The following is a 21,114-nucleotide window of genomic DNA, read 5'->3' on the forward strand; positions in this document are numbered from 1 at the left end:
CCTGGACCTCTGCACGCTGGATGATCAGGCGCTCGCGCACAGGACAACGGCCATCCAGCCAGGCACTTCATGTGCTCGCAGTGAATAACGGGCATTGCGGACCATGCGGAGCGAGACCTTACAATCTCGCACTCACTTCTGAGTGCGAGTACACACAGCACGCTCCCGCGTGGCCGCGTGACAACTCGACTTCTGGGTTGGACGCGCCCGGGGGCTGAGGAGACTTACGTGGCCGATCAATCCCCAACCGAATCAGATTCCAGCACCACCCCGGAATTTCCCGACAAGATGCGCGTACACGCGCTGGCGAAGCTGCTCGGTGTCACCAGCAAGCAGGTCCTTGCCGAAGCCGCAGCGCTCGGCACCGAATTGCGCAGTGCGCAGTCGAGTCTCCAACGGGACGTTGCCCAGCGGATTCACGCCTCGCTGACTTCCGCGGCCGAGGCCATCGAGCCGGTCGTCGCCGAGCTCGATAGCCTCATAGACCCGGTTGTGGAGGCCCCTGTTGCGGAAGCGCCTGCTGCAGAGGCTCCGGCCGAGAAGCCTGTCAGGGCTCGTCGCACCCGCAAAAAGGTCGTTGTCGAAGAACCGGCTGCCGAAGAACCGGCCGCCGAAGAACCTGCAGCAGAAGAAACAGTGGATCCGGCTGTCGCCGAGATCAGCGCTGGACTCGACGCCGCAGCTGCGCTGCAGAGCAAGGAAGCCGAGCAGTCCGATCTGTTCACTTCCTTCGAGGCACCGCAGACCCATCAGCCCGAGGTGGCTCCCGCCGCGCCGCAGGTCCCGCTGTTCCTGCAGCCGGATCTCGAAGCCGCCGAGGTAGCTCCGCGTCGCCGTCGCGCACGCCGCGAGCCCGCTGCACCGGCGGTCGTCGAAGAGAAGCAGACAACTACGGAAGCCGAAACCGTCGTTCCCGAGGCAGCACCGGTTGCAGTTCCTGCCGTCGAAGAGCCGGCTGTGACCGCACCGCAAACCGAGGGCGAGAGCGCCGAGTCCGAGGACGAGGACGACGATCAGCCGCGTCGCCGTCGTCGTGGACGCCGTGGACGTGGTCGTGGTCGCGGTGAACAGGGTGGCGAGCAGGGCTCGGACGAAGAGTCGGATACCGCTACCGAATCGGAGCAGGAATCTGCCCCTGCGGCAGTCGAGAAGCAAACCGACGACGCTGCCGGCGAAGAATCCGGTGATAAGTCCGAGTCCACCGCTGATGCGGATTCCGAGAATGCCGACGATTCCGATCTCGATGCCGACGGATCGAGCCGCCGTCGCCGCCGTCGTCGTCGTCGCAAGACCGGCACCGACGGCGCCACCGACGCGACTGCGACGTCCGAGGACGATCCGCCGAACACCGTCGTTCACGAGCGCGAACCTCGCAACAAGACCCGCGTCAAGGACGAGGTCCAGGGCATCAGTGGTTCGACACGTCTGGAAGCGAAGCGTCAGCGTCGCCGCGACGGTCGTGACGCCGGCCGTCGTCGTCCGCCGATTCTGACCGAGTCGGAGTTCCTCGCGCGTCGTGAGGCCGTCGATCGCGTCATGGTTGTGCGTGATCGAGCAGACAGCGGTCAGCCGCATGCGACTACACAGGTAGCAGTCCTCGAAGACGGAGTGTTGGTCGAGCACTTCGTCACCAACTCGGCGTCCGCGTCGATGGTCGGCAACGTGTACCTCGGACGTGTCCAGAACGTGCTCCCCAGCATGGAAGCGGCGTTCATCGACATCGGACGTGGCCGCAACGGCGTTCTCTACGCCGGTGAGGTCAACTGGGAGGCTGCCGGTCTCGGTGGCAACTCGCGCAAGATCGAGCAGGCCCTCAAGCCGGGCGATCAGGTGCTCGTTCAGGTCAGCAAGGATCCGGTCGGTCACAAGGGTGCTCGACTGACCACACAGATTTCGCTTGCCGGTCGTTTCCTCGTCTACGTACCCGGTGGTACGTCCACGGGTATCAGCCGCAAGCTTCCGGACACCGAGCGCAAGCGTCTCAAGGAAATCTTGCGCGACATCGTTCCCGCCGACGCCGGCGTGATCATTCGCACGGCGTCCGAGGGCGTCAGCGAAGAAGAGTTGGCGCGCGACGTGACTCGTCTGCAGGCTCAGTGGGCCGGCATCGAGGAGCAGGCCGCGGCTGCGGACACCGGTAAGTCCGGCAACCCGCAGGCGCTGTACGAAGAGCCTGACATGCTGGTCAAGGTCATTCGTGATCTGTTCAACGAGGACTTCTCCAAGCTGGTCATCGAGGGCGAGAAGGCGCATACGACGGTCGAGAACTACATCAACTCCGTTGCGCCCGACCTGCTTCCGCGACTCGAGAAGTACACGCCGAACAACGGTATCGACGTCTTCGCTGCTCGCCGTATCGACGAGCAGTTGGCCAAGGCACTCGATCGCAAGGTGTGGCTGCCGTCCGGCGGCACCTTGGTGATCGATCGCACCGAGGCCATGACCGTCGTCGACGTCAACACCGGAAAGTTCACCGGAGCCGGTGGAAACCTCGAAGAGACCGTTACCCGCAACAACCTCGAAGCAGCCGAGGAGATCGTTCGCCAGATGCGCCTGCGGGACATCGGCGGAATGATCGTCGTCGACTTCATCGACATGGTCCTCGAATCGAACCGGGACCTGGTCCTGCGTCGGCTCACCGAATGCCTGGGTCGCGATCGCACGCGCCATCAGGTGTCGGAGGTCACGTCACTCGGACTCGTGCAGATGACGCGCAAGAAGTTGGGCACCGGATTGGTCGAGGCCTTCTCGACCACCTGTGAGCACTGCCACGGCCGCGGCATCATCGTCCACTCCGAGCCGGTCGAGGTGAAGTCCTCGGACGACGGGGGATCGCGTTCGGGCTCGCAGCGAAGCGAATCCGGCACCTCGCGCAAGAACAAGCGTGGCCGCGGAGACAAGTCGCCTTCGACCGAGTCCAACGGACAGGAAGCTCCGGCGCCGGAGGTTCCGGCTGTCGACGCGACCGTCAAGCGGGCTCATCCGGTGGCATTGGCGATGGCCTCGCATCACCACGACGACGACGAGACCGTCGCGGCCGACTCGATCGAGTCTGATTCCACCGGTACGTCTTCGGGGGATGATGCATCCAAAAGTACCGATCGGCAACAGGATCGGCCGATCGATACTCCTGCTGCTCCTGAGCGCCATGACGTTCCTGTTGTGGACTCTGCTGCGGAAGAAGTTTCCGCAGTGGACAACGAGTCGGCGGCAGCTTCGACCGAAGCTGCTCCGCGCGGTCGTCGGCGTAGTCGCCGGGCGTCGCGGGCAGCGTCGGCACCGGTTGCCGAGGCAGCTCCCGAGGTGGGTACGGTCTTCGTGATTCCGACTCCGGAACCCGTGGCAGAAGCGGTCGTGGAAAACGTTCCGGCTCCGGCCACCGAAGTTCCGGCTGAGGAAGAAGTTGTCGTCGTCAAGCGACCCCGTCGCAGGCGTGCAGCAGCACGTCCCGCAGGTCCTCCGGTAGACGGAGAGTAAGAACTACTGGCTTTCGGTCGGTTGGATGACTTTGCGATGAGCGAGGACATCCAACCGTTATCCGAAGTTTCAGCTGGTAGAAGCAGTACAGAGTAGTGAGCACCACCCCTCGGCGGGGCGGTTTGACCCTGACGGTTGCTTTCCCGTAACCTTGGAGGGTCGCCACCCGGCGGTAGAGATTCCGTGTGCCTAGAGTGCGCGTGAATGTCCCGGTACGTCAGTGCCGAGCCGAGGTGACATAAACCAGACCAGTCGCGATGCATTTGAAGCCTCAGGCAGCAGCGCGAGCAAGTTCGAAGAAGCAAGGGGTAGCCCTCCGATGGCAACGTACGCGATCGTCAAGACCGGCGGAAAGCAGTACAAGGTCGCTGTTGGTGACCTCGTCAAGGTCGAGAAGATCGAGGGTGAGCCCGGCACTGCTGTCTCGCTTGCTCCCGTTCTCGTGGTCGACGGATCTGACCTGACCACCGACGCGGCCAAGCTGGCCAAGGTCGCAGTCACCAGTGAGATCGTCGAGCACACCAAGGGCCCGAAGATCCGCATCCACAAGTTCAAGAACAAGACCGGTTACCACAAGCGTCAGGGCCACAGGCAGCCGATCACGGTGCTCAAGGTCACGGGCATCAAGTAACCAGTTCTTTCTAGCTAATTTCACCCGAGGAGGGTCAATAGCATGGCACATAAGAAGGGTGCATCCAGCTCCCGTAACGGTCGCGATTCAAACGCCCAGCGCCTCGGCGTGAAGCGCTTCGGCGGCCAGTCGGTCAGCGCAGGCGAAATCCTGGTTCGCCAGCGCGGCACGCACTTCCACCCCGGCGTCAACGTCGGCCGTGGCGGCGACGACACCCTGTTCGCTCTCGCTGCCGGTGCAGTCGAGTTCGGCCAGAAGCGTGGACGCAAGACCGTGAACATCGTTCCGGCCGTCGTTGCGGCTGAGGTCTAGTCTTTCTCGCTAGTTGTGCGTCACCGGTTCTACTTTCGGTAAGAGAGTGACGCGTTCCAAGCTCCCGATAGGGGCGGACCAGGGTTGAAATAACCCGGTCCGCCCCTATCGTTTGTTTAAGTAGTGCCAGTTTTACCCCGAGCAACCCTGCTCACCAGAAGTTCAGCTCATCGCGTGAGACCCGCAATTGACTGAGGAAGGATCCGGCAGTCATGTCCCGATTCATTGACCGTGTTGTGCTGCACGTCAGCGCTGGAAAAGGCGGCAATGGTTGCGCCTCCGTACACCGCGAGAAGTTCAAACCGCTCGGCGGTCCGGACGGTGCCAACGGAGGTCGCGGTGGCGACGTCATCCTCGTGGTCGACGAGAACATCCACACCCTCCTCGACTTTCACTTCCATCCCAACGCGAAGGCGACCAACGGCAAGCAGGGCGCCGGCAGTAACCGCGAGGGTGCAAACGGTGAAGACCTCATCCTCAAGGTCCCGGATGGAACTGTGGTTCTCGATACCGACGGCAACGTCCTTGCCGACCTCGTCGGTGTCGGCTCGCGCTACGACGCCGCTCAGGGCGGCCGCGGCGGACTCGGCAACGCAGCACTCGCCTCGAAGGCTCGCAAGGCCCCAGGTTTCGCACTCCTCGGTGAAGACGGTGTCGAGCGTGACCTGGTTCTCGAACTCAAGTCGGTAGCCGACGTCGGTCTGCTCGGATTTCCCTCTGCCGGTAAGTCTTCGCTGGTGTCCGTTCTCTCGGCGGCCAAGCCGAAGATCGCCGACTACCCCTTCACCACTCTGGTCCCCAACCTCGGCGTCGTCTCGAGCGGTGACACCACCTTCACCGTCGCCGACGTGCCCGGACTGATCCCCGGTGCCAGCGAAGGCCGCGGTTTGGGCCTGGACTTCCTGCGCCACATCGAACGCTGCGCCGTATTGGCGCACGTGATCGACTGCGCCACCCTCGATCCGGGGCGTGACCCGATATCCGACATCGACGCCCTGGAAGCAGAGCTGGCCGCGTACACGCCCGCGCTCTCCGGCGACTCGGGACTCGGTGACCTCGACAAGCGCCCGCGCGTCGTCATCCTGAACAAGACCGACGTTCCGGAGGCAGCCGAGCTGGCCGAAATGGTCACACCCGAGATCGAAGCTCGCGGATGGCCGGTCTTCACCATCTCGGCGGTGAGCCGAGAAGGTCTGCGACCGTTGACATTCGCGCTGGCGAAGATGGTCCGCGACTACCGCGAAGCTCATCCGAAGCCCGAGCCGAAGCGCCAGGTCATTCGCCCGGTCAAGGTCAAGGATTCCAGCTTCACCATCGAGAAGGATCCCGATATCCCTGGTGGGTTCGTCGTCCGAGGCACCCGCCCGGAGCGGTGGATTCGTCAGACCGCCTTCGACAACGACGAAGCCGTTGGTTACCTCGCCGACCGTCTTGCACGCTTGGGTGTCGAGGACGCATTGGTCAAGAAGGGCGCTCAGCCAGGGGCTTCCGTCACCATCGGTGACGTCAGCTTCGAGTGGGAGCCGATGACGCCGGCCGGTATCGATCTGACCCGTACGGGCCGTGGAACCGACCCGCGTCTCGATCAGGTGGAGCGTATCGGCGCCGACGAGCGCAAGCATGCTCGTCGCGTCCGCCGCGGGCTGCTCGACGAAGACGCCTGACTCACGCGATTTCAGGACGAAAACCGAAGAGAGGGAACGGGACTGTGCTCGGGTCCACCAGGGAGTCGATAGCGTCGGCTCACAGTATCGTCGTGAAGATCGGGTCGTCTGCGCTCACCAGTCTGGTGGCGGGACTCGACACTCACCGACTTGATCTGTTGGCCGATGCCATCGAGGCCCGCATGCGCGCGGGCTCCGATGTAGTCGTCGTCTCGTCCGGTGCCGTCGGCGCCGGACTGGCGCCGCTGGGACTGACCAAGCGACCGCGGGATCTCGCGACCAAGCAGGCCGCGGCCAGCGTCGGTCAGTTGGCGCTGGCTCACGCCTGGGGTACGTCGTTCGCCCGTTACGGGCGTACCGTCGGGCAGGTTCTACTCACGGCGGACGACATCGCTCGACGGACGCAGCACCGCAACGCCCAACGGACACTCGATCGTCTACGGGCATTGCACGCGGTCGCGATCGTGAACGAGAACGACACCGTTGCCACCACCGAACTTCGATTCGGTGACAACGATCGGCTGGCTGCTCTGGTTGCTCATCTCGTCGGCGCCGACGCGTTGATCCTGTTGTCGGATGTGGACGGTCTGTACGACGGGGATCCCCGAAAGGGCGATGCCACACTGATTCCCGAGGTCAACAGTCCCGAGGATCTCGACGGTGTGGTTGCCGGTTCGGGTGGCGCTCTCGGTACCGGAGGCATGGCGTCAAAGCTCTCAGCAGCACGCCTGGCCGCTGATTCCGGAGTGCCGGTGCTGCTCGCGGCAGCATCGGACGCTGCGCAGGCACTCAGTGGTGCCGATGTCGGAACGGCATTTGCGCCCCGGCCGACGCGATTGTCGGCTCGCCGATTCTGGGTACGTCACGCCGCTGACACATCGGGTGACCTTCACCTCGACGAAGGCGCCGTTCGCGCGGTGGTGTCCAAGCGTCGAAGCCTGCTGTCCGCGGGCATCGTCGGTGTGTCCGGCGATTTTCACGCCGGCGATGTCGTGTCGCTGATGGGACCGGGGGAGAAGCCCGTCGCTCGGGGTGTCGTTGCGTTCGACGCTACGGAGATCGAGGAGATCCTGGGGCGCTCCACCGCCGATCTACCGGCCGACATGCAGCGTCCCGTGGTTCACGCGGACGACTTGGTGGCGCTGTAGCTGTCGTACTCGACCAGGGCGGAAAGTGCTTCAGCACAACCGGCTTCGAGCTTGAGGTCGGCGTATTCGTCACCTCGGGTCGTTCCGCGATTGACGATGGCGATCGGCTTCCCGGTCTTGGCGGCATGCCGCACGAAACGCAGACCGGACATCACCGTCAACGACGACCCGGCTACCAACAGTGCATCGGCTTGGTCGACGAGGCTGTACGCCCGGGCCACACGTTCCTTGGGGACGGATTCACCGAAGTAGACGATGTCCGGCTTGAGTAGCCCACCGCACACGGCGCAATCCACGACGCTAAAGTGTGCGGTGGATTCGATCACGGCATCCGCATCGGGCGCGATCTCGACTCCCGTTGCAGCAGCCACAGTTTCGGCAAATCCGGGGTTGGCTTCCTCCAGTCTCTCGGCGAGAGTGGTGCGGGAGATCAGCCGCTGGCAGCTCAGGCATCGAACCTGCGCGTAGGTGCCGTGGAGGTCGATGACGTTTCGCGCGCCGGCCTTGGTGTGCAGGAGGTCGACGTTCTGGGTGATCACACCGACGGCTCGCCCTGTTCGCTCGAGTGCCGCGACGGCCCGGTGGCCCTGGTTGGGCCGCGAGCTGTCCATGTATCGCCAGCCGATGTGGTTACGCGCCCAGTAGTGACGTCGAAACGCCGGATCCCCGATGAACTGCTGGAACGTCATCGGATTGCGCGGGGGTGAATCGGGGCCACGGTAGTCCGGGATTCCGGAGTCGGTGGAGATGCCTGCACCCGTCAGAACTGCCAGGCGACGGCCGGCCAGGAGCTCGGGAAGGGCGTCGAGGCGGCTGTTGTCGGTAGGCACCGTTCCAGGATAGGCGCGTGTGCGAGACGGCGGCGCGGAGGAAGTCCGAAATGTTCAATAGAACACGTGTACGACTGTCGATACTCGTAGACATGAACACAGTGAACCCAATTCCCGCTGGTTACCGCACGATCACTCCCTACCTTGCGGTGCCGGACGGGCATGCCGCACTCGACTACTACAAACGAGCACTCGGAGCTGAGATCGTCGACGCGATGAATGCACCTGACGGCACTCTCATGCATGCCGAGATTCGGATCGGTGATTCGATGCTGCAGCTTTCGCAGGAGATGCCGGACTTCGGTCTCAGGTCGCCGCAGGACGGCTGGGTGCATTCGTCCATCGTCGTTTACACCGAGGACACGGATGAGTTCGTCGATCGGGCCGTCGCCGAGGGAGCCACGCTGGTCACGGCGGTCGCCGATACGTTCTCGGGTGACCGGCACGGAGTGTTTCTCGACCCATTCGGCCATCGGTGGGCCGTATGCACGAAGGTCGAGGACGTACCTGCGGAGGAGGTGGCTCGCCGGGCGCGGGCGCTCTTCTTCCCGGATACGGATTCGCCACAGTAACTTTCGGCAGCTTTCGCCGGATCATTCAGGCTGCGGCGGCGTGCTCAGTATCCGGCGACCGGGTCGACGAGGGCAGCCAGTGCCTCGCCCTTCGCGAAGCGGGTCACGTTCTTGGAGACGTGATCCGCAAACGCGGCGGGGCGAACTCCCGGCGGATTGGAATCGTGGGGTGTGATGATCGCATTCGTCAGATCCCACAGCGGGTGACCGTCCGGGAGGGGTTCGGGGTCGGTGACGTCGAGACCGGCGCCGCCGATCTGCTCCGACTCGATTGCCTCGACCAGCGCGTCGGTATCGACCAGTGATCCGCGCGCGACATTGATCACCCAGGAATGGGGTTGCATCGCCGCCAACTGCGCGCGGCCAACGAGGTGACGGGTGGCCGGGGTGGCGGGCGCAGCGATCACGAAGTGATCTGCGCGAGAATAGATTTCATCCATCCTGGATGCGGGGTACGTCGAGATGGCCCCGGGAACCGGGCTACCGGAACGATTGACTGCGATGCTGTCCGCCCCCTGCGCGGCCAGCATCGGAATCAGCGCGCGGCCGATACCGCCTGCGCCGATGATCGCAACCGTCGAGCCACGAAGGGTGCCGATCTTGGGAAAGAACTCGAACTGACGCCACGTTCGAGCTTCGATGTGTGCGGGCAGGTGACGAACTCCGGCCAACAGCAGCATGAGCGCGTGCTCGGCCACCGAGGCCGAAAACGCGCCGGCCGCCGAGGTCCACGTGATTTCGGTGTCCTTCGGAATCACACCGGAGTCGAACCAATCCTCGATTCCCGCCGACGGCAGCTGCACCCACCTGACCGACGCCGGTAACTCCGACGGAAAAGTTTCGGGTGAGCCCGCCCAGATCAGGGCGTCGGCAGTGTCGATCGGACTGATCAGACCTCCGCCCCGAAGCACCGCGCTGTCGAGCAGTGCATCGGGGACGGGGCCGATCGCTACGCGTGGAGAGGTGTCAGTCGCCATGACTAGACGCTACGCGGGGACCTCCACCAGTGGGTAGACACCGTTCTCGTCGTGTACCTCACGCCCGGTGACCGGCGGATTGAAAACGCAGAGCATGCGCATCTGCGTATCGGGCTCGACGCGGTGACGCTCGTGACCGTTGAGCAGGTACATCGACCCCGGTGCGAGATCGTATTCCTTGTTGTTGTCCAGGTCGATCAGCTTGCCGGTGCCCTCGACGAGCCAGACCGCTTCGACGTGGTTGGCGTAGTGGAACTCGTTGACCGAACCTGCCTTGATGGTGGTTTCGTGGAACGAGAACCCGACGCGGTCGCCGCCGAGGACGATGCGCTTACTGCGCCAGTTGCCGTCCTCGCTCGTGATGTCGCGGTCGGTGTCGGTGATCTCGGTGGTGGTGCGAACGATCATGGGAGAGTCCTTCCTCTAGCTGCAGACCTTGAGTGTCGCCTCGGCCAGAATGGAGAGGCCGTGCTCGAGCTCGTCATCGGTAATCGTCAGTGCCGGAAGCAGTTTCACAACCTGGTCGGAGGGTCCGGAGGTCTCCGCGAGCAATCCCTCGTCGAATGCCAGCTGGCAGACCTTGCCGGCGCGCTCGGGCTGATCGAAAACGAGGCCCTGAACCAGGCCGCGTCCACGGTGCGAGACCTCGCCGGGGAACTGATCGGAGAGATTGGCGAAGCATTCGCTGATGCGTGCGCCCTTCTTCAAGGTTGTCTTCGTCAGTGCGTCGTCGGACCAGTAGTGGTCGAGTGCAACCTTGGAGGTGACGAACGCCGGGTTGTTGCCACGGAAGGTGCCGTTGTGTTCGCCCGGTCCCCAGACGTCGAGTTCACGCTTGAACAGCGTGAGCGCCATCGGCATTCCGTAACCGCTGATCGACTTGGACAGCGTGACGATGTCGGGAACGATTCCGGCCTCTTCGAAGGAGAAGAACGGCCCGGTGCGGCCGCAGCCCATCTGGACGTCGTCGACGATCAGCAGGATGCCACGATCCGAGCACAGTGTTGCCAGCGCCCGAAGCCATTCGGGGCGAGCGACATTGACGCCACCTTCACCCTGAACGGTCTCGACGATCACTGCCGCGGGACGGTTGATGCCGCTACCGGAATCATCGAGAACGCGGGAGAACCACTGGAAATCCTCGGTGACGCCGTCGAAGTAGTTGTCGAAGGGCATCGGTGTCGTGTGCACGAGCGGAACACCGGCGCCCGCGCGCTTCATCGAGTTGCCGGTCACGGAGAGTGCACCAAGTGTCATTCCGTGAAATGCGTTGGTGAAGTTGATGACTGCCGAACGTCCGGTCACCTTGCGAGCCAGCTTCAGTGCGGCCTCGACGGTGTTCGATCCGGTCGGGCCGGGGAACTGGACCTTGTAGTCCAGGCCGCGCGGCTCGAGGATGTTGCGCTGAAAGGTCTCGAGGAACTCGCGCTTGGCGACTGTCGACATGTCGAGGCCGTGCGTGATGCCGTCGCTCATGATGTAGTCGACCAGCGCCGATTTGAGCACCGGGTTGTTGTGGCCGTAGTTGAGGGCGCCGGCACCGGCGAAGAAATCGAGGTATTCGCGTCCGTTTTCGTCACGAATCCAGGATCCGGATGCGCTGGTGAACACTGCAGGCCAGTCACGGCAGTAGCTGCGGACCTCGGACTCGAGGGTTTCGAAAATGCTTGCTTCGTTGATATTCATATCTTCTTTGTTCCTCCGGGGCATGCTGTATGCCGAGCGCGAAGTGCGCTAGGCGCCGATCGTGTAAAGATCTTCGGCTTCGTGTCCATCGGGAAAATCTTTGGGCGAGAACAAGTTCTGCCTGGTTATCGGTACTTCGCGTCGACGTGCGAGCGCAGTGAAGAGTGCGATCGAAGCCTCGTTGTCGGGGCTGATCGTCGTCTCCAGATGTGTAACACCCAGTGGGGCAGTGCGATCCATCAAGTCGGACAGCATGCGAGCAGCAATTGCCTTGCCGCGCTGGTCCTCGTCGACCGCGACTTGCCACACGAACAGGGTTTCCTGCGCGCTGGGACGGGTATAACCGGAAACGAATCCGACTACGCGGCCGTCTACCTCTGCGACGATGGACGTCGCGCTGAAATCCCTGCACCACAACAGGTATGCATAACTCGAATTGAGGTCGAGCACCTTCGAATCACGTGCGATCTCCCAGAGCCGGACTCCGTCATCGATCTGTGGGCTTCTGAACAACACCGCGTCCGGCGCGGTGGTCGGGATAGCTCTCGTATCAACAGGCTTCATCGGTCATCTGAACGTAACAATCATTGCTGTCGAAGTCATGCAGATGTCCGTTTCGGGCCGTGCGGAACCCGTTGCGCCCCAGGTGAGGACATGAATGTGATCGTGCTCACATTATGTAACTTTTGGTGTTGTCCGAGCGACTATTTCGGGCCAAAACTGCTATTTGGGGCTCGCGAGCGCCAATGGGAGGATCGAATGCGCACCTGCCTGCCGAAGTGCGCGTGCGGCCATCGTGAAAGTCCAACCGGTGTCGGCGATTGCGTCGACGAGAAGTATCGGTCCCTGATGGATACTCATGTCCGGAACTTCCCAAACATCGACCAGTCCGGACACGCGATAGGCGGAGTTCGCTGCCGACACCGGAGGGTGGTCGGGTCGCAAGCGAAGGGTGCCCAGGTCGGTCAATCGCCCGACCTCGGCCAGCTTGGCAGCCAGGCTCGACACCAGCAACGGATGCGTCGTGGATTCGAGGGCCATGACACCGGTGGGGCGCTCGGCCCAATTCCAGGCGGCCAGAACGCTGATACACGCGCTGACCACCGCATCGGGTACCTCGGCGTCGGGACCGTCGAAAAGCGCACGGAGACGTTGGCCCCAGCCCAGGTCCGACATCCGTCCGAGAATGCGCCCGGTTTCCGGTCCCTCGGTGATCTTCCCGGACAGCTTGACGCCCAGCTTGCTCAGGCCGGTCGGCCACATCTTGCGCGGCTCCAGGTCGAATCCGGGGCGCTGCAAGCGCGCCCGAGTCTCGTCGAGGGCGGTGGTGTCGACAGTGGTGTCGTAGCGATTGCCGGTGCAGTTGTCACAGCGTCCACACTGTGAGTTCTCCGATGTCAGACCAGGATCGTCGAGTTGTTCACGCAGGAAGGTCATTCGGCACGTGGTGATGCTCTGGTACTCGACCATTGCAGCCTGCTCGGCCTGGCGAGCGTCGTCGAGTCGACCGTAGCGCTCGGCGTCGTACACCCAAGGTTCTCCGGTGCTGATCCAACCGCCCTTGACTCGTTTGACCGCGCCGTCGACGTCGAGAACTTTGAGGACCATTTCCAGACGGGTGCGATTGAGCTCCACCAGCGGTTCGAGTGCCGGTGTCGACGTGGCCTTTTCGGTGTCGAGGTGCTCGATGACGCTGCGGACCAGATGCTCGCGGGGGAAGGCGACCGAGGCGAAGTAGCTCCAGATCTGTTTGTCCTCGGCGCCCGGCAGCAGGATCACGTCTGCCCTGTCGGTTGAACGCCCGGCGCGGCCTACCTGCTGGTAGTACGAAATAGGTGACGACGGTGCGCCGAGGTGGACGACGAACCCGAGATCAGGCTTGTCGAAGCCCATCCCGAGGGCCGAGGTGGCCACCAGAGCCTTGACGCGATTGCCCAACAGGTCCTGCTCGAGGGATTCACGTTCGGTGGGATCGGTCTGGCCCGTGTAGGCGGCGACGGTATGACCGCGCTCGGAGAGCAGGCTTGCGAGGTCGCGAGCCGCCGAAACCGTCAGCGTGTAGATGATGCCCGATCCCGGCAGCGTCTCGAGCATGTCGGCGAGCCAGGCAGCGCGCGCCGTCGCCTCGGGAATGTGAACCACGGAAAGGTGAAGTGACTCGCGCTCGAGCCCGCCACGAAGTACGAGCGTTTCCTCGCCGCCGACGCCGAGTTGCGCGGACACGTCCTCGACGACGCGGTTGTTGGCCGTAGCCGTGGTCGCGAGGACGGGAATGCCCTCGCCGAGTTCGGCGATCAAAGTCCTGATACGCCGATAGTCGGGACGGAAGTCGTGTCCCCAGTCGGAAACGCAGTGAGCCTCGTCGACCACTACCAAGCCGGCATCAGCTGCCAGGGACGGGAGAACCTGATCGCGGAAGTCGGGGTTGTTCAGGCGCTCGGGGCTGACCAGCAGTACGTCGAGATCGTTGGCTGCAACGCGGGCGTGGATGTCGTCCCACTCCGTGACATTGCCCGAGTTGATGGTCGCGGCTCGCACCCCGGCACGCTCGGCAGAACTGACCTGGTTTCGCATCAGGGCCAACAACGGAGAGACGATGACCGTGGGGCCATGACCTGTTGCCCGGAGCAGCTTCGCCGAGATGAAGTAGACCGCAGACTTGCCCCAGCCGGTCCGCTGGACGACGAGGGCACGCTTGCGTTGCACCACCAGCGCCTCGATGGCCGTCCACTGGTCCTCGCGTAGGCGGGCATCCGGCCCCGCGAGTTCACGGAGCAGTCGCTCGGCTTCGTCGCGCATGGCTGGGGCAGTGGCGGTGGTCATGGACCCCATGGTGCACGACCCTGCCGACACGTGCGGGCTTCAGGCCTTGGCAACAGGCTCCTGCAGCTCGGTGACCCAGCCGTCGACGTCCTCCGGGCACGCCAGCGTGACCTCCCGGCTGGGGCCGGCATTGCGGTATCCCGCTGCGTCGATCCACTGAGCCAAGGCTTGATAGGCGGGCAGGCAGTTGTCCATCGACCCCTTGTGCAGCAGCGAGGCCACCTGAGCTTCGGCCTGCAGTTCGACGACCGCGAACTCGTAGTCGCCCTCGGGATCCGCATCGACCGGTAGCGCGGCATGCACGACGACGTTCTCGTCGTCACCGGCATCCTCGTAGTACGCGAGCGCAGGTCCGATCGCGGCGATACCGGCACGATCCAAACCGGTGCACAGGCGCTCGTACAGCCCGCGAACCACCGGACCGATCGACGACGGATCCATCGTCTTGGCGGTACCGGTCAACTCCGCGACCCGCAGCGCCGGAACGGACTTGATCACAACCTCGTATGCGGACATCTGTCCCTCACTTTCGATGATGCGTAGGCGCGCCTGTACATGCGCCAGTCGCGCGGTGTCTTCCTGGATTCGGGTCTCGAGTTCTGCTCGGCGAAGCGTGAGCATCCCGCGGATTTCGTCGACGGTGACCGCCGACTCCACCACCTGCTGGACCTGGGCCAGGGTCAGGCCCAGCTCCTTGAGCGCGACGATGCGGTTGAGCAGCGCCAACTGGCCCGCGGTGTACGAGCGGTACCCGGTGGATGCGTCGACCCTCGCGGGCACGAGCAGGCCGATGGCGTCGTAGTGGCGGAGCATGCGCACCGACACACGACCTGCTCTCGCGAAGTCTCCGATGCTCAACATGGTTACTTGCCCCGTTTCTCCCTCACGAACCCGACACCTACAGGTTTAGAACCTCACACGGTGTCAGAGTCAAGCTGTCGGTTCAGGACTTTTTCAATCGCATCGCGAGTGGGCGACGACACCGACGCGCCGCGGACCGTCGTCGCCAGACTTCCCGCCGTGGCAGCGAACTGCAGGGCGCGGTCCTGGTCCTGCACCCACTCCACGGCGAAGGCCCCGGTGAAGGCATCGCCGGCGCCGGTGGTGTCGACGGGTGTCACGGCCGGGGAGTCGGCGTGGATTGTCTCGTCGCCGGTCTTCAGATCCGCGCCGCCCGCTCCGAGCGTCGTGACGAGGTGCGCGACGCGACCGGTGACCGCGGCCAGCTGCTCCGACTCGGTCTGGTTCACGATCAAGATGTCGACTGCATCGATCAGTGGAGTCGGAAGTTCTTGTACGGGAGACGGATTGAGGATGACCGTCGTCCCGTTGGCGTGCGCGTGCTCGGCTGCCGCTGTAACTGTCTCGACCGGGATCTCGAGTTGGCACAGGAGGATGTCGGCGCGGGAGATCGCGTCGAGGTCTGCTTCGGTCAACGAAGTGATCGAGGAATTGGCGCCCGGGACGACGATGATGTTGTTCTCCGCGTCTTCGCTCACGGTGATGGCCGCGACGCCACTCGGGCCGTCGACACTACGAAGCAACGCGGTGTCGACCCCGGCGTCTTGTAGGGTCTCGCGCAATTGGGTGCCGAAACCGTCGTCGCCGACCGCGCCGATGAAGGACACGTCCCCACCGGCCTTCGCGGCGGCGATGGCCTGGTTACTGCCCTTACCTCCGGCCGCGGTGGCAAAGGCAGTGCCGAGCAGCGTTTCTCCCGGAGCGGGGAATCTGGACACTGACGTGGTCAGATCCATGTTGATACTGCCGACGACGACGATTCGAGGCGTGCTCATACCTCGAGGTTATCGGCCTTCATTCTCTTGCGGCGAACCTTGCGGATGATCCGGCGTGCTTCCTCGTCGGTGGCCACGGCGGGCGGAGAGCCGTCCAGTGGCTTCCGTGCGGTCTCGGGGATCATCAGGACTGCGATACCGCCGATCACCGCGGCGATCATCATGTACATCGGTGCGACCAGATTGCTGCCCGTTGCACTTTCGAGAGCTGTCAGCACCAGGGGAGTGGTTCCACCGAAGATCGACACCGCGAGGTTGTATCCGATTGCCAAGCCGCCGTACCTGATTCCGGTCGGAAAGAGCGCGGGAAGCACGGACGGGAACACCCCGACGAACAGCAGGAGCAAGCCGCCGAGAATTGCGAGTCCCAGGAAGACCGTCACGTAGTTGCCGATGCCGATCAGCAGGTAGGCAGGCAGGGACAGGACGAAGAATCCGATGAAACCGCTGAGCAGCAAGGGTTTACGCCCGACGCGGTCCGAGAACTTTCCGACGTAGCTGATTCCCATCATCATCACGATCATGACGATGATCATCAGAACGAGTCCGTGGGATTCGTCGTAACCCAACGTGTTGGTCAGATACGTCGGCATGTAGCTGAGCAGGCCGTAGTGAGCGATGTTGTACGTGGCCACCAGGACGATGCACAGAACAAGCGGACGCCAGTTGTCGACGAGAGTTTCGCGTAGTTTCTTGCCTGTGGATTCATCTGCGAGGGAGCGCTCTTCGGCCTGCTCCATCATCTGGAATGCGGGAGTTTCCTCCAAACGCAGACGGAGGTACAGGCCGATGAGACCCAGCGGTCCGGCAATGAGGAAGGGGATGCGCCAGCCCCACTGGAGGAGGTCCTCGGCACTGACGACGGTCTGGATGATCGTCACGATGCCCGCTGCCGCCACATATCCTGCCAGAGTCCCGAATTCGAGGAAGCTGGCGAAGAAGCCGCGGCGCTTGTCCGGTGCGTATTCGGCGACGAACGTACTGGCCCCGCCGTATTCGCCGCCCGTGGAAAAGCCCTGCAACAGGCGTAGGAGTACCAGCAGGATCGGGGCGGCGATACCGATGGACTCGTAGCTCGGGATGAGGCCGATGGCGAAGGTGCTGCCCGCCATCAGAATGATGGTGGTGGCAAGGACTTTCTTGCGTCCGATGCGGTCACCGAGTGGACCGAAGAACAATCCGCCGAGAGGGCGGACGATGAAGGCAGCCGCAAAAATTGCAAACGTCGAGAGGAGTTGAGCGCTGCCGCTCGCGTCCGGGAAGAACACTTTTCCGATAGTGGTAGCTAGATATGCGTAAACGCCGAAATCGAACCACTCCATGGCATTTCCGAGCATCGTCGCCTTGACAGCGCGCTTGACGGACGCATTGTCGGTGACGCAGACATCGGGTGATTCGGCCACTTCGAGAGCGCTGATCGAGTTCTCTGGTGTAGTCATGACATGCGCTCCCCAGCGCAATCATCGAACCGAGCGGGGCACGTACCTGATGCACGCATCTTTTCGTTGCCCACTCGCCGATGAGCCGGTCGGGAAATCGAGCGTCCGCGTGCCCTGTGGCTCGTTGCGACCCCCGTCGCACGGCTCTGGCCCGCGGCAGTGTCCGGAGCCCACAGGGCTCCGGACTACCGGCAAGTAAGACGCTTACGCTATCAAAGTTGGGCGCGGGAGCCGATTTTCGGGCTAGAAGGCGCGGGCGTACTGCGACGGGATATGTGGTCCAACCTCGGCGTTCAGTTCCCGCGCCGCCCGGCGCGCCCAGTACGGATCACGCAACAGTTCGCGGCCGAGGAGCACCGCTACTGCGCTTCCGTCCTCGACGATCTTCTCGGCCTGTTCGGGTTCGGTGATGAGGCCGACTGCGGCGGCCGGTAGCAGGCTCTCGTTCTGCAGGCGACGGGCGAACGGAACCTGGTATCCCGGTTCCACCGGAATCTGTGCCGCCGGTGAATTGCCGCCAGTGGAGACGTCGACGAGATCGACCCCGTAATCGGAGAGGATGTTGGCCAGGGCAACGGTCTGATCCGCGGTCCAGCTGTCGACCTCGAGCCCACGCTCTTCCGTCAGCCAATCGGTCGCCGAGACCCGGACGAAGAGCGGTAGCTCGGCCGGCCACACCTCGCGGACTGCTGTCAGGATTTCGAGGAGCAATCGAATGCGGTTCTCGAAGCTGCCTCCGTAGCGGTCCGTTCGCTTGTTGCTCTCGGGGGAGAGGAACTGATGGATCAGGTATCCGTGGGCCGCGTGAATTTCCACGACCTTGAATTCGGCCTTCAATGCGCGGGTAGCCGCCGCTGCGAAGTCCGCGACGACCTTCTCGATGCCCTCCGTGGTGAGCTCTACCGGATCGGCAAGGTGACCGAACGGAACCGCGCTCGGGGCAACCGTCTGCCACGAGAGTCGGTCGTCGGCGGGCAGGCTCTTGCCGCCGCGCCACGGAACCTGCGTCGACGCTTTTCGTCCGGCGTGCGCCAACTGGATTCCGGGCACTGCGCCGAAGTACGCGAGTTGCGCGTTGATCTCGGCGAAGGCTTGCGCCTGCGTGTCGTTCCAGATCCCCAGATCAGCTGCCGATATCCGGCCTTCGGGACTGACGGCCGTCGCCTCGGTGAGAATCAGGCCGGTGCCGCCGATTGCACGGCTCACCAGATGCGTGCGATGCCACTCGTTGGGCACTCCGACCTGGTCGCCGATGACGTCGGCCGAGTACTGGCACATCGGTGCCATCCAGACGCGGTTCGGGATGGTGACGCCACGCAGGGTCAAAGGCTCGAACAACACACTCACGGATGGCTCCTGACTCGAAGAAGAAGGTCGGTGGGTGCAACAGCGCCGCGCATCGGAATTGTTCCCCGGCGGTCCGCCGAAATGTTCGCAGCCGGTCCGCCGAAATGCTCCCGGGTGGTCACAGCCTCGTTCCGCCGAGCAAGCCGCGGAGGTGGGTGGTTAATGTGTATTCATGACCGCTGTGACTTCCAACGCAGAAACCGTCGACTCGAACGCGTCCGACACCAAGTCCGTCGTGCACGACGCCGCACGCCGAGCCCGTAAGGCTTCGCGTGTCCTGGCTCTGCTGACCACGGCGCAGAAGGATGCTGCTCTCCACGCCGCAGCCGACGCAGTTCTCGCGGCAAGTGATCGGATTCTCGCGGCCAACGCTCTCGATATCGACACCGCGAAGGCGGGTGGCACCGAGGAATCGCTGCTCGACCGTCTTCGTCTGACGGCTGACCGGATCGAGGGCATCGCGTCAGGTCTGCGCCAGGTTGCCGGACTACCTGATCCGATCGGCGAAGTTCTTCGCGGCTCCACTCTGCCGAACGGTTTGGAACTACGGCAGCAGCGCGTTCCGCTCGGTGTCGTCGGCATGGTGTACGAGGCTCGTCCCAACGTGACCGTGGACGCGTTCGGGCTGACTCTCAAGTCGGGAAATGCTGCGCTGCTTCGGGGTTCGTCCTCGGCAGTCAAGTCCAACGAAGCGTTGGTGGCGGCGCTACGCGCGTCGTTGGTTGCTCAGGGGCTCCCCGAGGACTCCGTTCAACTTCTGCCGAGTGCGGATCGGTCGACGGTCACACACCTCATCCAGGCCCGTGGCCTCGTCGACGTCGTCATCCCGCGCGGTGGCGCCGGCCTGATCAGCGCCGTAGTTCGCGATGCCACTGTCCCCACCATCGAGACCGGTGTCGGTAACTGCCACGTCTACGTTCACTCGGCCGCCGATCTTCTGATGGCCGAGAAGATTCTTCTCAACTCCAAGACCCGTCGGCCCAGCGTGTGCAACACCGCGGAGACGGTGTTGGTCGACGCCGCCATCGCCGAGACGGCCGTGCCGAAGTTGCTTCAAGCGCTTCAGATGCACGACGTCGTCGTGCACGGCGATCTGCCGGGACTCGTCCCGGCCACCGAGGACGACTGGTCGAAGGAGTACCTCACGCTCGACGTCGCGCTCAAGGTCGTCGAGAACCTGGACGCTGCGGTCGAGCACATCGACCAGTACGGGACCGGCCACACCGAAGCCATCGTGACTTCCGATCTCTCGGCTGCCCGTGAGTTCAGCGCTCGCGTCGACGCCGCCGCCGTCATGGTCAACGCGTCGACTGCCTTCACCGACGGTGAGCAATTCGGGTTCGGCGCCGAGATCGGCATCTCCACCCAGAAACTGCATGCGCGTGGCCCTATGGGGTTGCCGGAACTGACGTCCACCAAGTGGATCGTCTGGGGCGACGGGCACACCCGACCCGCCTGAAAAGTTCACCAGACTTGCCCCACCCTTTTTAGGAGTTAACCGTGGACCGAGCACTTCCCGATACAACACCGTTCTTCTCGAGCGTCGACGACGTGATCGAGCGTTTGGCTGAGACGGGTTACCTGTCCGACAAGGGCACTGCAACGGCAGTGTTCCTTGCCGACCGACTGGGCAAGCCCCTGCTCATCGAGGGACCGGCCGGTGTCGGAAAGACGGAACTCGCCCGCGCAGTCGCCCAGACCACGGGCGCAGAACTGGTGCGTCTGCAGTGCTACGAGGGCGTCGACGAGGCTCGTGCACTCTACGAGTGGAACCACGCGAAGCAGATTCTTCGGATTCAGTCGGGCGGGGCGAGCGGAGCGAGGGGTGATGTCGCGGTCGACCACAGCTGGGACTCGACGAAGGCGGATGTCTTCTCGGAGGAGTTCCTGCTCGCACGTCCACTGCTCAAGGCCATTCGCCGCGAGGACCCGACGGTGCTGTTGATCGACGAGACGGACAAGGCAGACGTCGAGATCGAAGGTCTGCTCCTCGAAGTGCTCAGCGACTTTGCGGTCACGATCCCCGAGCTCGGAACGATCACCGCCACCCGCAAGCCGTTCACGGTGCTGACGTCCAACGCCACGCGCGAACTCTCGGAGGCTCTGAAGCGTCGTTGCCTCTTCCTGCATCTCGATTTCCCGGACGCCGACCTGGAGCGTCGTATCCTCGCAAGCCGGGTGCCGGAGCTTCCTGAAGCGATTGCCGAGCAGCTGGTCAACACCATTCGTGTTCTTCGCGGAATGCAGCTCAAGAAGGTTCCCTCGGTGTCCGAGACCATCGACTGGGGACGCACCCTCCTCGCGCTGGGCATGGACACGCTCGACGACGACGCCGTACGCGCCACGCTCGGTGTCATCCTCAAGCACCAGTCCGATCAGGTGCGCGCCGCCGCTGAACTTCGGCTGAACTGA

The 21,114-nt window shown here is 63.6% G+C and carries 18 protein-coding genes; 8 read left to right on the plus strand and 10 right to left on the minus strand.

What is annotated here, in order from left to right; genetic code table 11:
* The first annotated feature begins 228 nt into the window (after nt 1–228).
* From AC2ETI_RS13420 to proB, 5 genes are all read left to right on the plus strand, one after another.
* Entirely contained in the window at nt 229–3,477 is a 3,249-nt protein-coding gene (locus tag AC2ETI_RS13420) for a translation initiation factor IF-2 N-terminal domain-containing protein (protein ID WP_483634027.1), read from the plus strand.
* A 319-nt stretch (nt 3,478–3,796) separates the two neighbouring features.
* Entirely contained in the window at nt 3,797–4,108 is a 312-nt protein-coding gene (gene rplU, locus AC2ETI_RS13425) for a 50S ribosomal protein L21 (RefSeq protein WP_003944533.1), read from the plus strand.
* A 42-nt stretch (nt 4,109–4,150) separates the two neighbouring features.
* Nucleotides 4,151–4,420: a 50S ribosomal protein L27 gene (gene rpmA / locus AC2ETI_RS13430; protein WP_003944532.1), complete on the plus strand. Its 270-nt coding sequence runs from the start codon at nt 4,151–4,153 to the stop codon at nt 4,418–4,420.
* A 212-nt stretch (nt 4,421–4,632) separates the two neighbouring features.
* Nucleotides 4,633–6,084 (plus strand): GTPase ObgE, encoded by a 1,452-nt coding sequence (gene obgE, locus AC2ETI_RS13435; protein ID WP_019749068.1) that lies wholly within the window; start codon nt 4,633–4,635, stop codon nt 6,082–6,084.
* 44 nt (nt 6,085–6,128) lie between these two features.
* Complete coding sequence (proB, locus tag AC2ETI_RS13440) at nt 6,129–7,232, plus strand: glutamate 5-kinase (RefSeq protein WP_019749067.1); 1,104 nt, start codon at nt 6,129–6,131, stop codon at nt 7,230–7,232.
* Here proB and AC2ETI_RS13445 read toward each other — a convergent pair.
* Nucleotides 7,205–8,062, minus strand: coding sequence for an NAD-dependent protein deacetylase (locus tag AC2ETI_RS13445; RefSeq protein ID WP_060939165.1), 858 nt, complete (start codon nt 8,060–8,062; stop codon nt 7,205–7,207). The two genes, proB and AC2ETI_RS13445, sit on opposite strands and share 28 nt — an antisense overlap.
* Nucleotides 8,063–8,112: 50 nt before the next feature.
* On the opposite strand from AC2ETI_RS13445, the gene AC2ETI_RS13450 reads away from it, so the two are divergent.
* Nucleotides 8,113–8,634 (plus strand): VOC family protein, encoded by a 522-nt coding sequence (locus AC2ETI_RS13450; protein WP_029255668.1) that lies wholly within the window; start codon nt 8,113–8,115, stop codon nt 8,632–8,634.
* 44 nt (nt 8,635–8,678) lie between these two features.
* Here AC2ETI_RS13450 and AC2ETI_RS13455 read toward each other — a convergent pair whose 3' ends face one another.
* The 9 genes from AC2ETI_RS13455 to AC2ETI_RS13495 all read right to left on the minus strand — a co-directional run bounded on the left by AC2ETI_RS13455 (nt 8,679) and on the right by AC2ETI_RS13495 (nt 18,702).
* Nucleotides 8,679–9,611, minus strand: coding sequence for a D-isomer specific 2-hydroxyacid dehydrogenase family protein (locus tag AC2ETI_RS13455; protein WP_007731007.1), 933 nt, complete (start codon nt 9,609–9,611; stop codon nt 8,679–8,681).
* Between the two features lie 9 nt (nt 9,612–9,620).
* Nucleotides 9,621–10,019 (minus strand): ectoine synthase, encoded by a 399-nt coding sequence (locus AC2ETI_RS13460; RefSeq protein ID WP_003944463.1) that lies wholly within the window; start codon nt 10,017–10,019, stop codon nt 9,621–9,623.
* Nucleotides 10,020–10,034: 15 nt separating this feature from the next.
* Nucleotides 10,035–11,297, minus strand: a complete 1,263-nt coding sequence (ectB, locus tag AC2ETI_RS13465; RefSeq protein WP_020969986.1) for a diaminobutyrate--2-oxoglutarate transaminase — start codon at nt 11,295–11,297, stop codon at nt 10,035–10,037.
* 48 nt (nt 11,298–11,345) lie between these two features.
* Complete coding sequence (gene ectA / locus AC2ETI_RS13470; RefSeq protein WP_019749063.1) at nt 11,346–11,861, minus strand: diaminobutyrate acetyltransferase; 516 nt, start codon at nt 11,859–11,861, stop codon at nt 11,346–11,348.
* A 159-nt stretch (nt 11,862–12,020) separates the two neighbouring features.
* Entirely contained in the window at nt 12,021–14,120 is a 2,100-nt protein-coding gene (locus AC2ETI_RS13475) for a RecQ family ATP-dependent DNA helicase (RefSeq protein ID WP_416315476.1), read from the minus strand.
* A gap of 39 nt (nt 14,121–14,159) precedes the next feature.
* On the minus strand, nt 14,160–14,981 hold the full coding sequence (locus AC2ETI_RS13480) for a MerR family transcriptional regulator (protein ID WP_019749061.1): 822 nt from the start codon (nt 14,979–14,981) through the stop codon (nt 14,160–14,162).
* Between the two features lie 53 nt (nt 14,982–15,034).
* Complete coding sequence (locus AC2ETI_RS13485) at nt 15,035–15,916, minus strand: ribokinase (RefSeq protein ID WP_416315474.1); 882 nt, start codon at nt 15,914–15,916, stop codon at nt 15,035–15,037.
* Nucleotides 15,913–17,355 carry an MFS transporter gene (locus tag AC2ETI_RS13490; RefSeq protein WP_019749059.1) on the minus strand — a complete coding sequence of 481 codons (1,443 nt, stop codon included), beginning with the start codon at nt 17,353–17,355 and terminating at the stop codon, nt 15,913–15,915. The genes AC2ETI_RS13485 and AC2ETI_RS13490 overlap by 4 nt, the downstream gene beginning before the upstream one ends.
* A gap of 243 nt (nt 17,356–17,598) precedes the next feature.
* Nucleotides 17,599–18,702 carry an NADH:flavin oxidoreductase/NADH oxidase gene (locus AC2ETI_RS13495; protein ID WP_020908218.1) on the minus strand — a complete coding sequence of 368 codons (1,104 nt, stop codon included), beginning with the start codon at nt 18,700–18,702 and terminating at the stop codon, nt 17,599–17,601.
* Nucleotides 18,703–18,874: 172 nt separating this feature from the next.
* On the opposite strand from AC2ETI_RS13495, the gene AC2ETI_RS13500 reads away from it, so the two are divergent.
* Entirely contained in the window at nt 18,875–20,161 is a 1,287-nt protein-coding gene (locus tag AC2ETI_RS13500; protein ID WP_020969982.1) for a glutamate-5-semialdehyde dehydrogenase, read from the plus strand.
* 41 nt (nt 20,162–20,202) lie between these two features.
* Nucleotides 20,203–21,114 carry an AAA family ATPase gene (locus AC2ETI_RS13505; protein ID WP_019749056.1) on the plus strand — a complete coding sequence of 304 codons (912 nt, stop codon included), beginning with the start codon at nt 20,203–20,205 and terminating at the stop codon, nt 21,112–21,114.

This window comes from Rhodococcus sp. MurmanLake-1 (genome assembly GCF_056945715.1).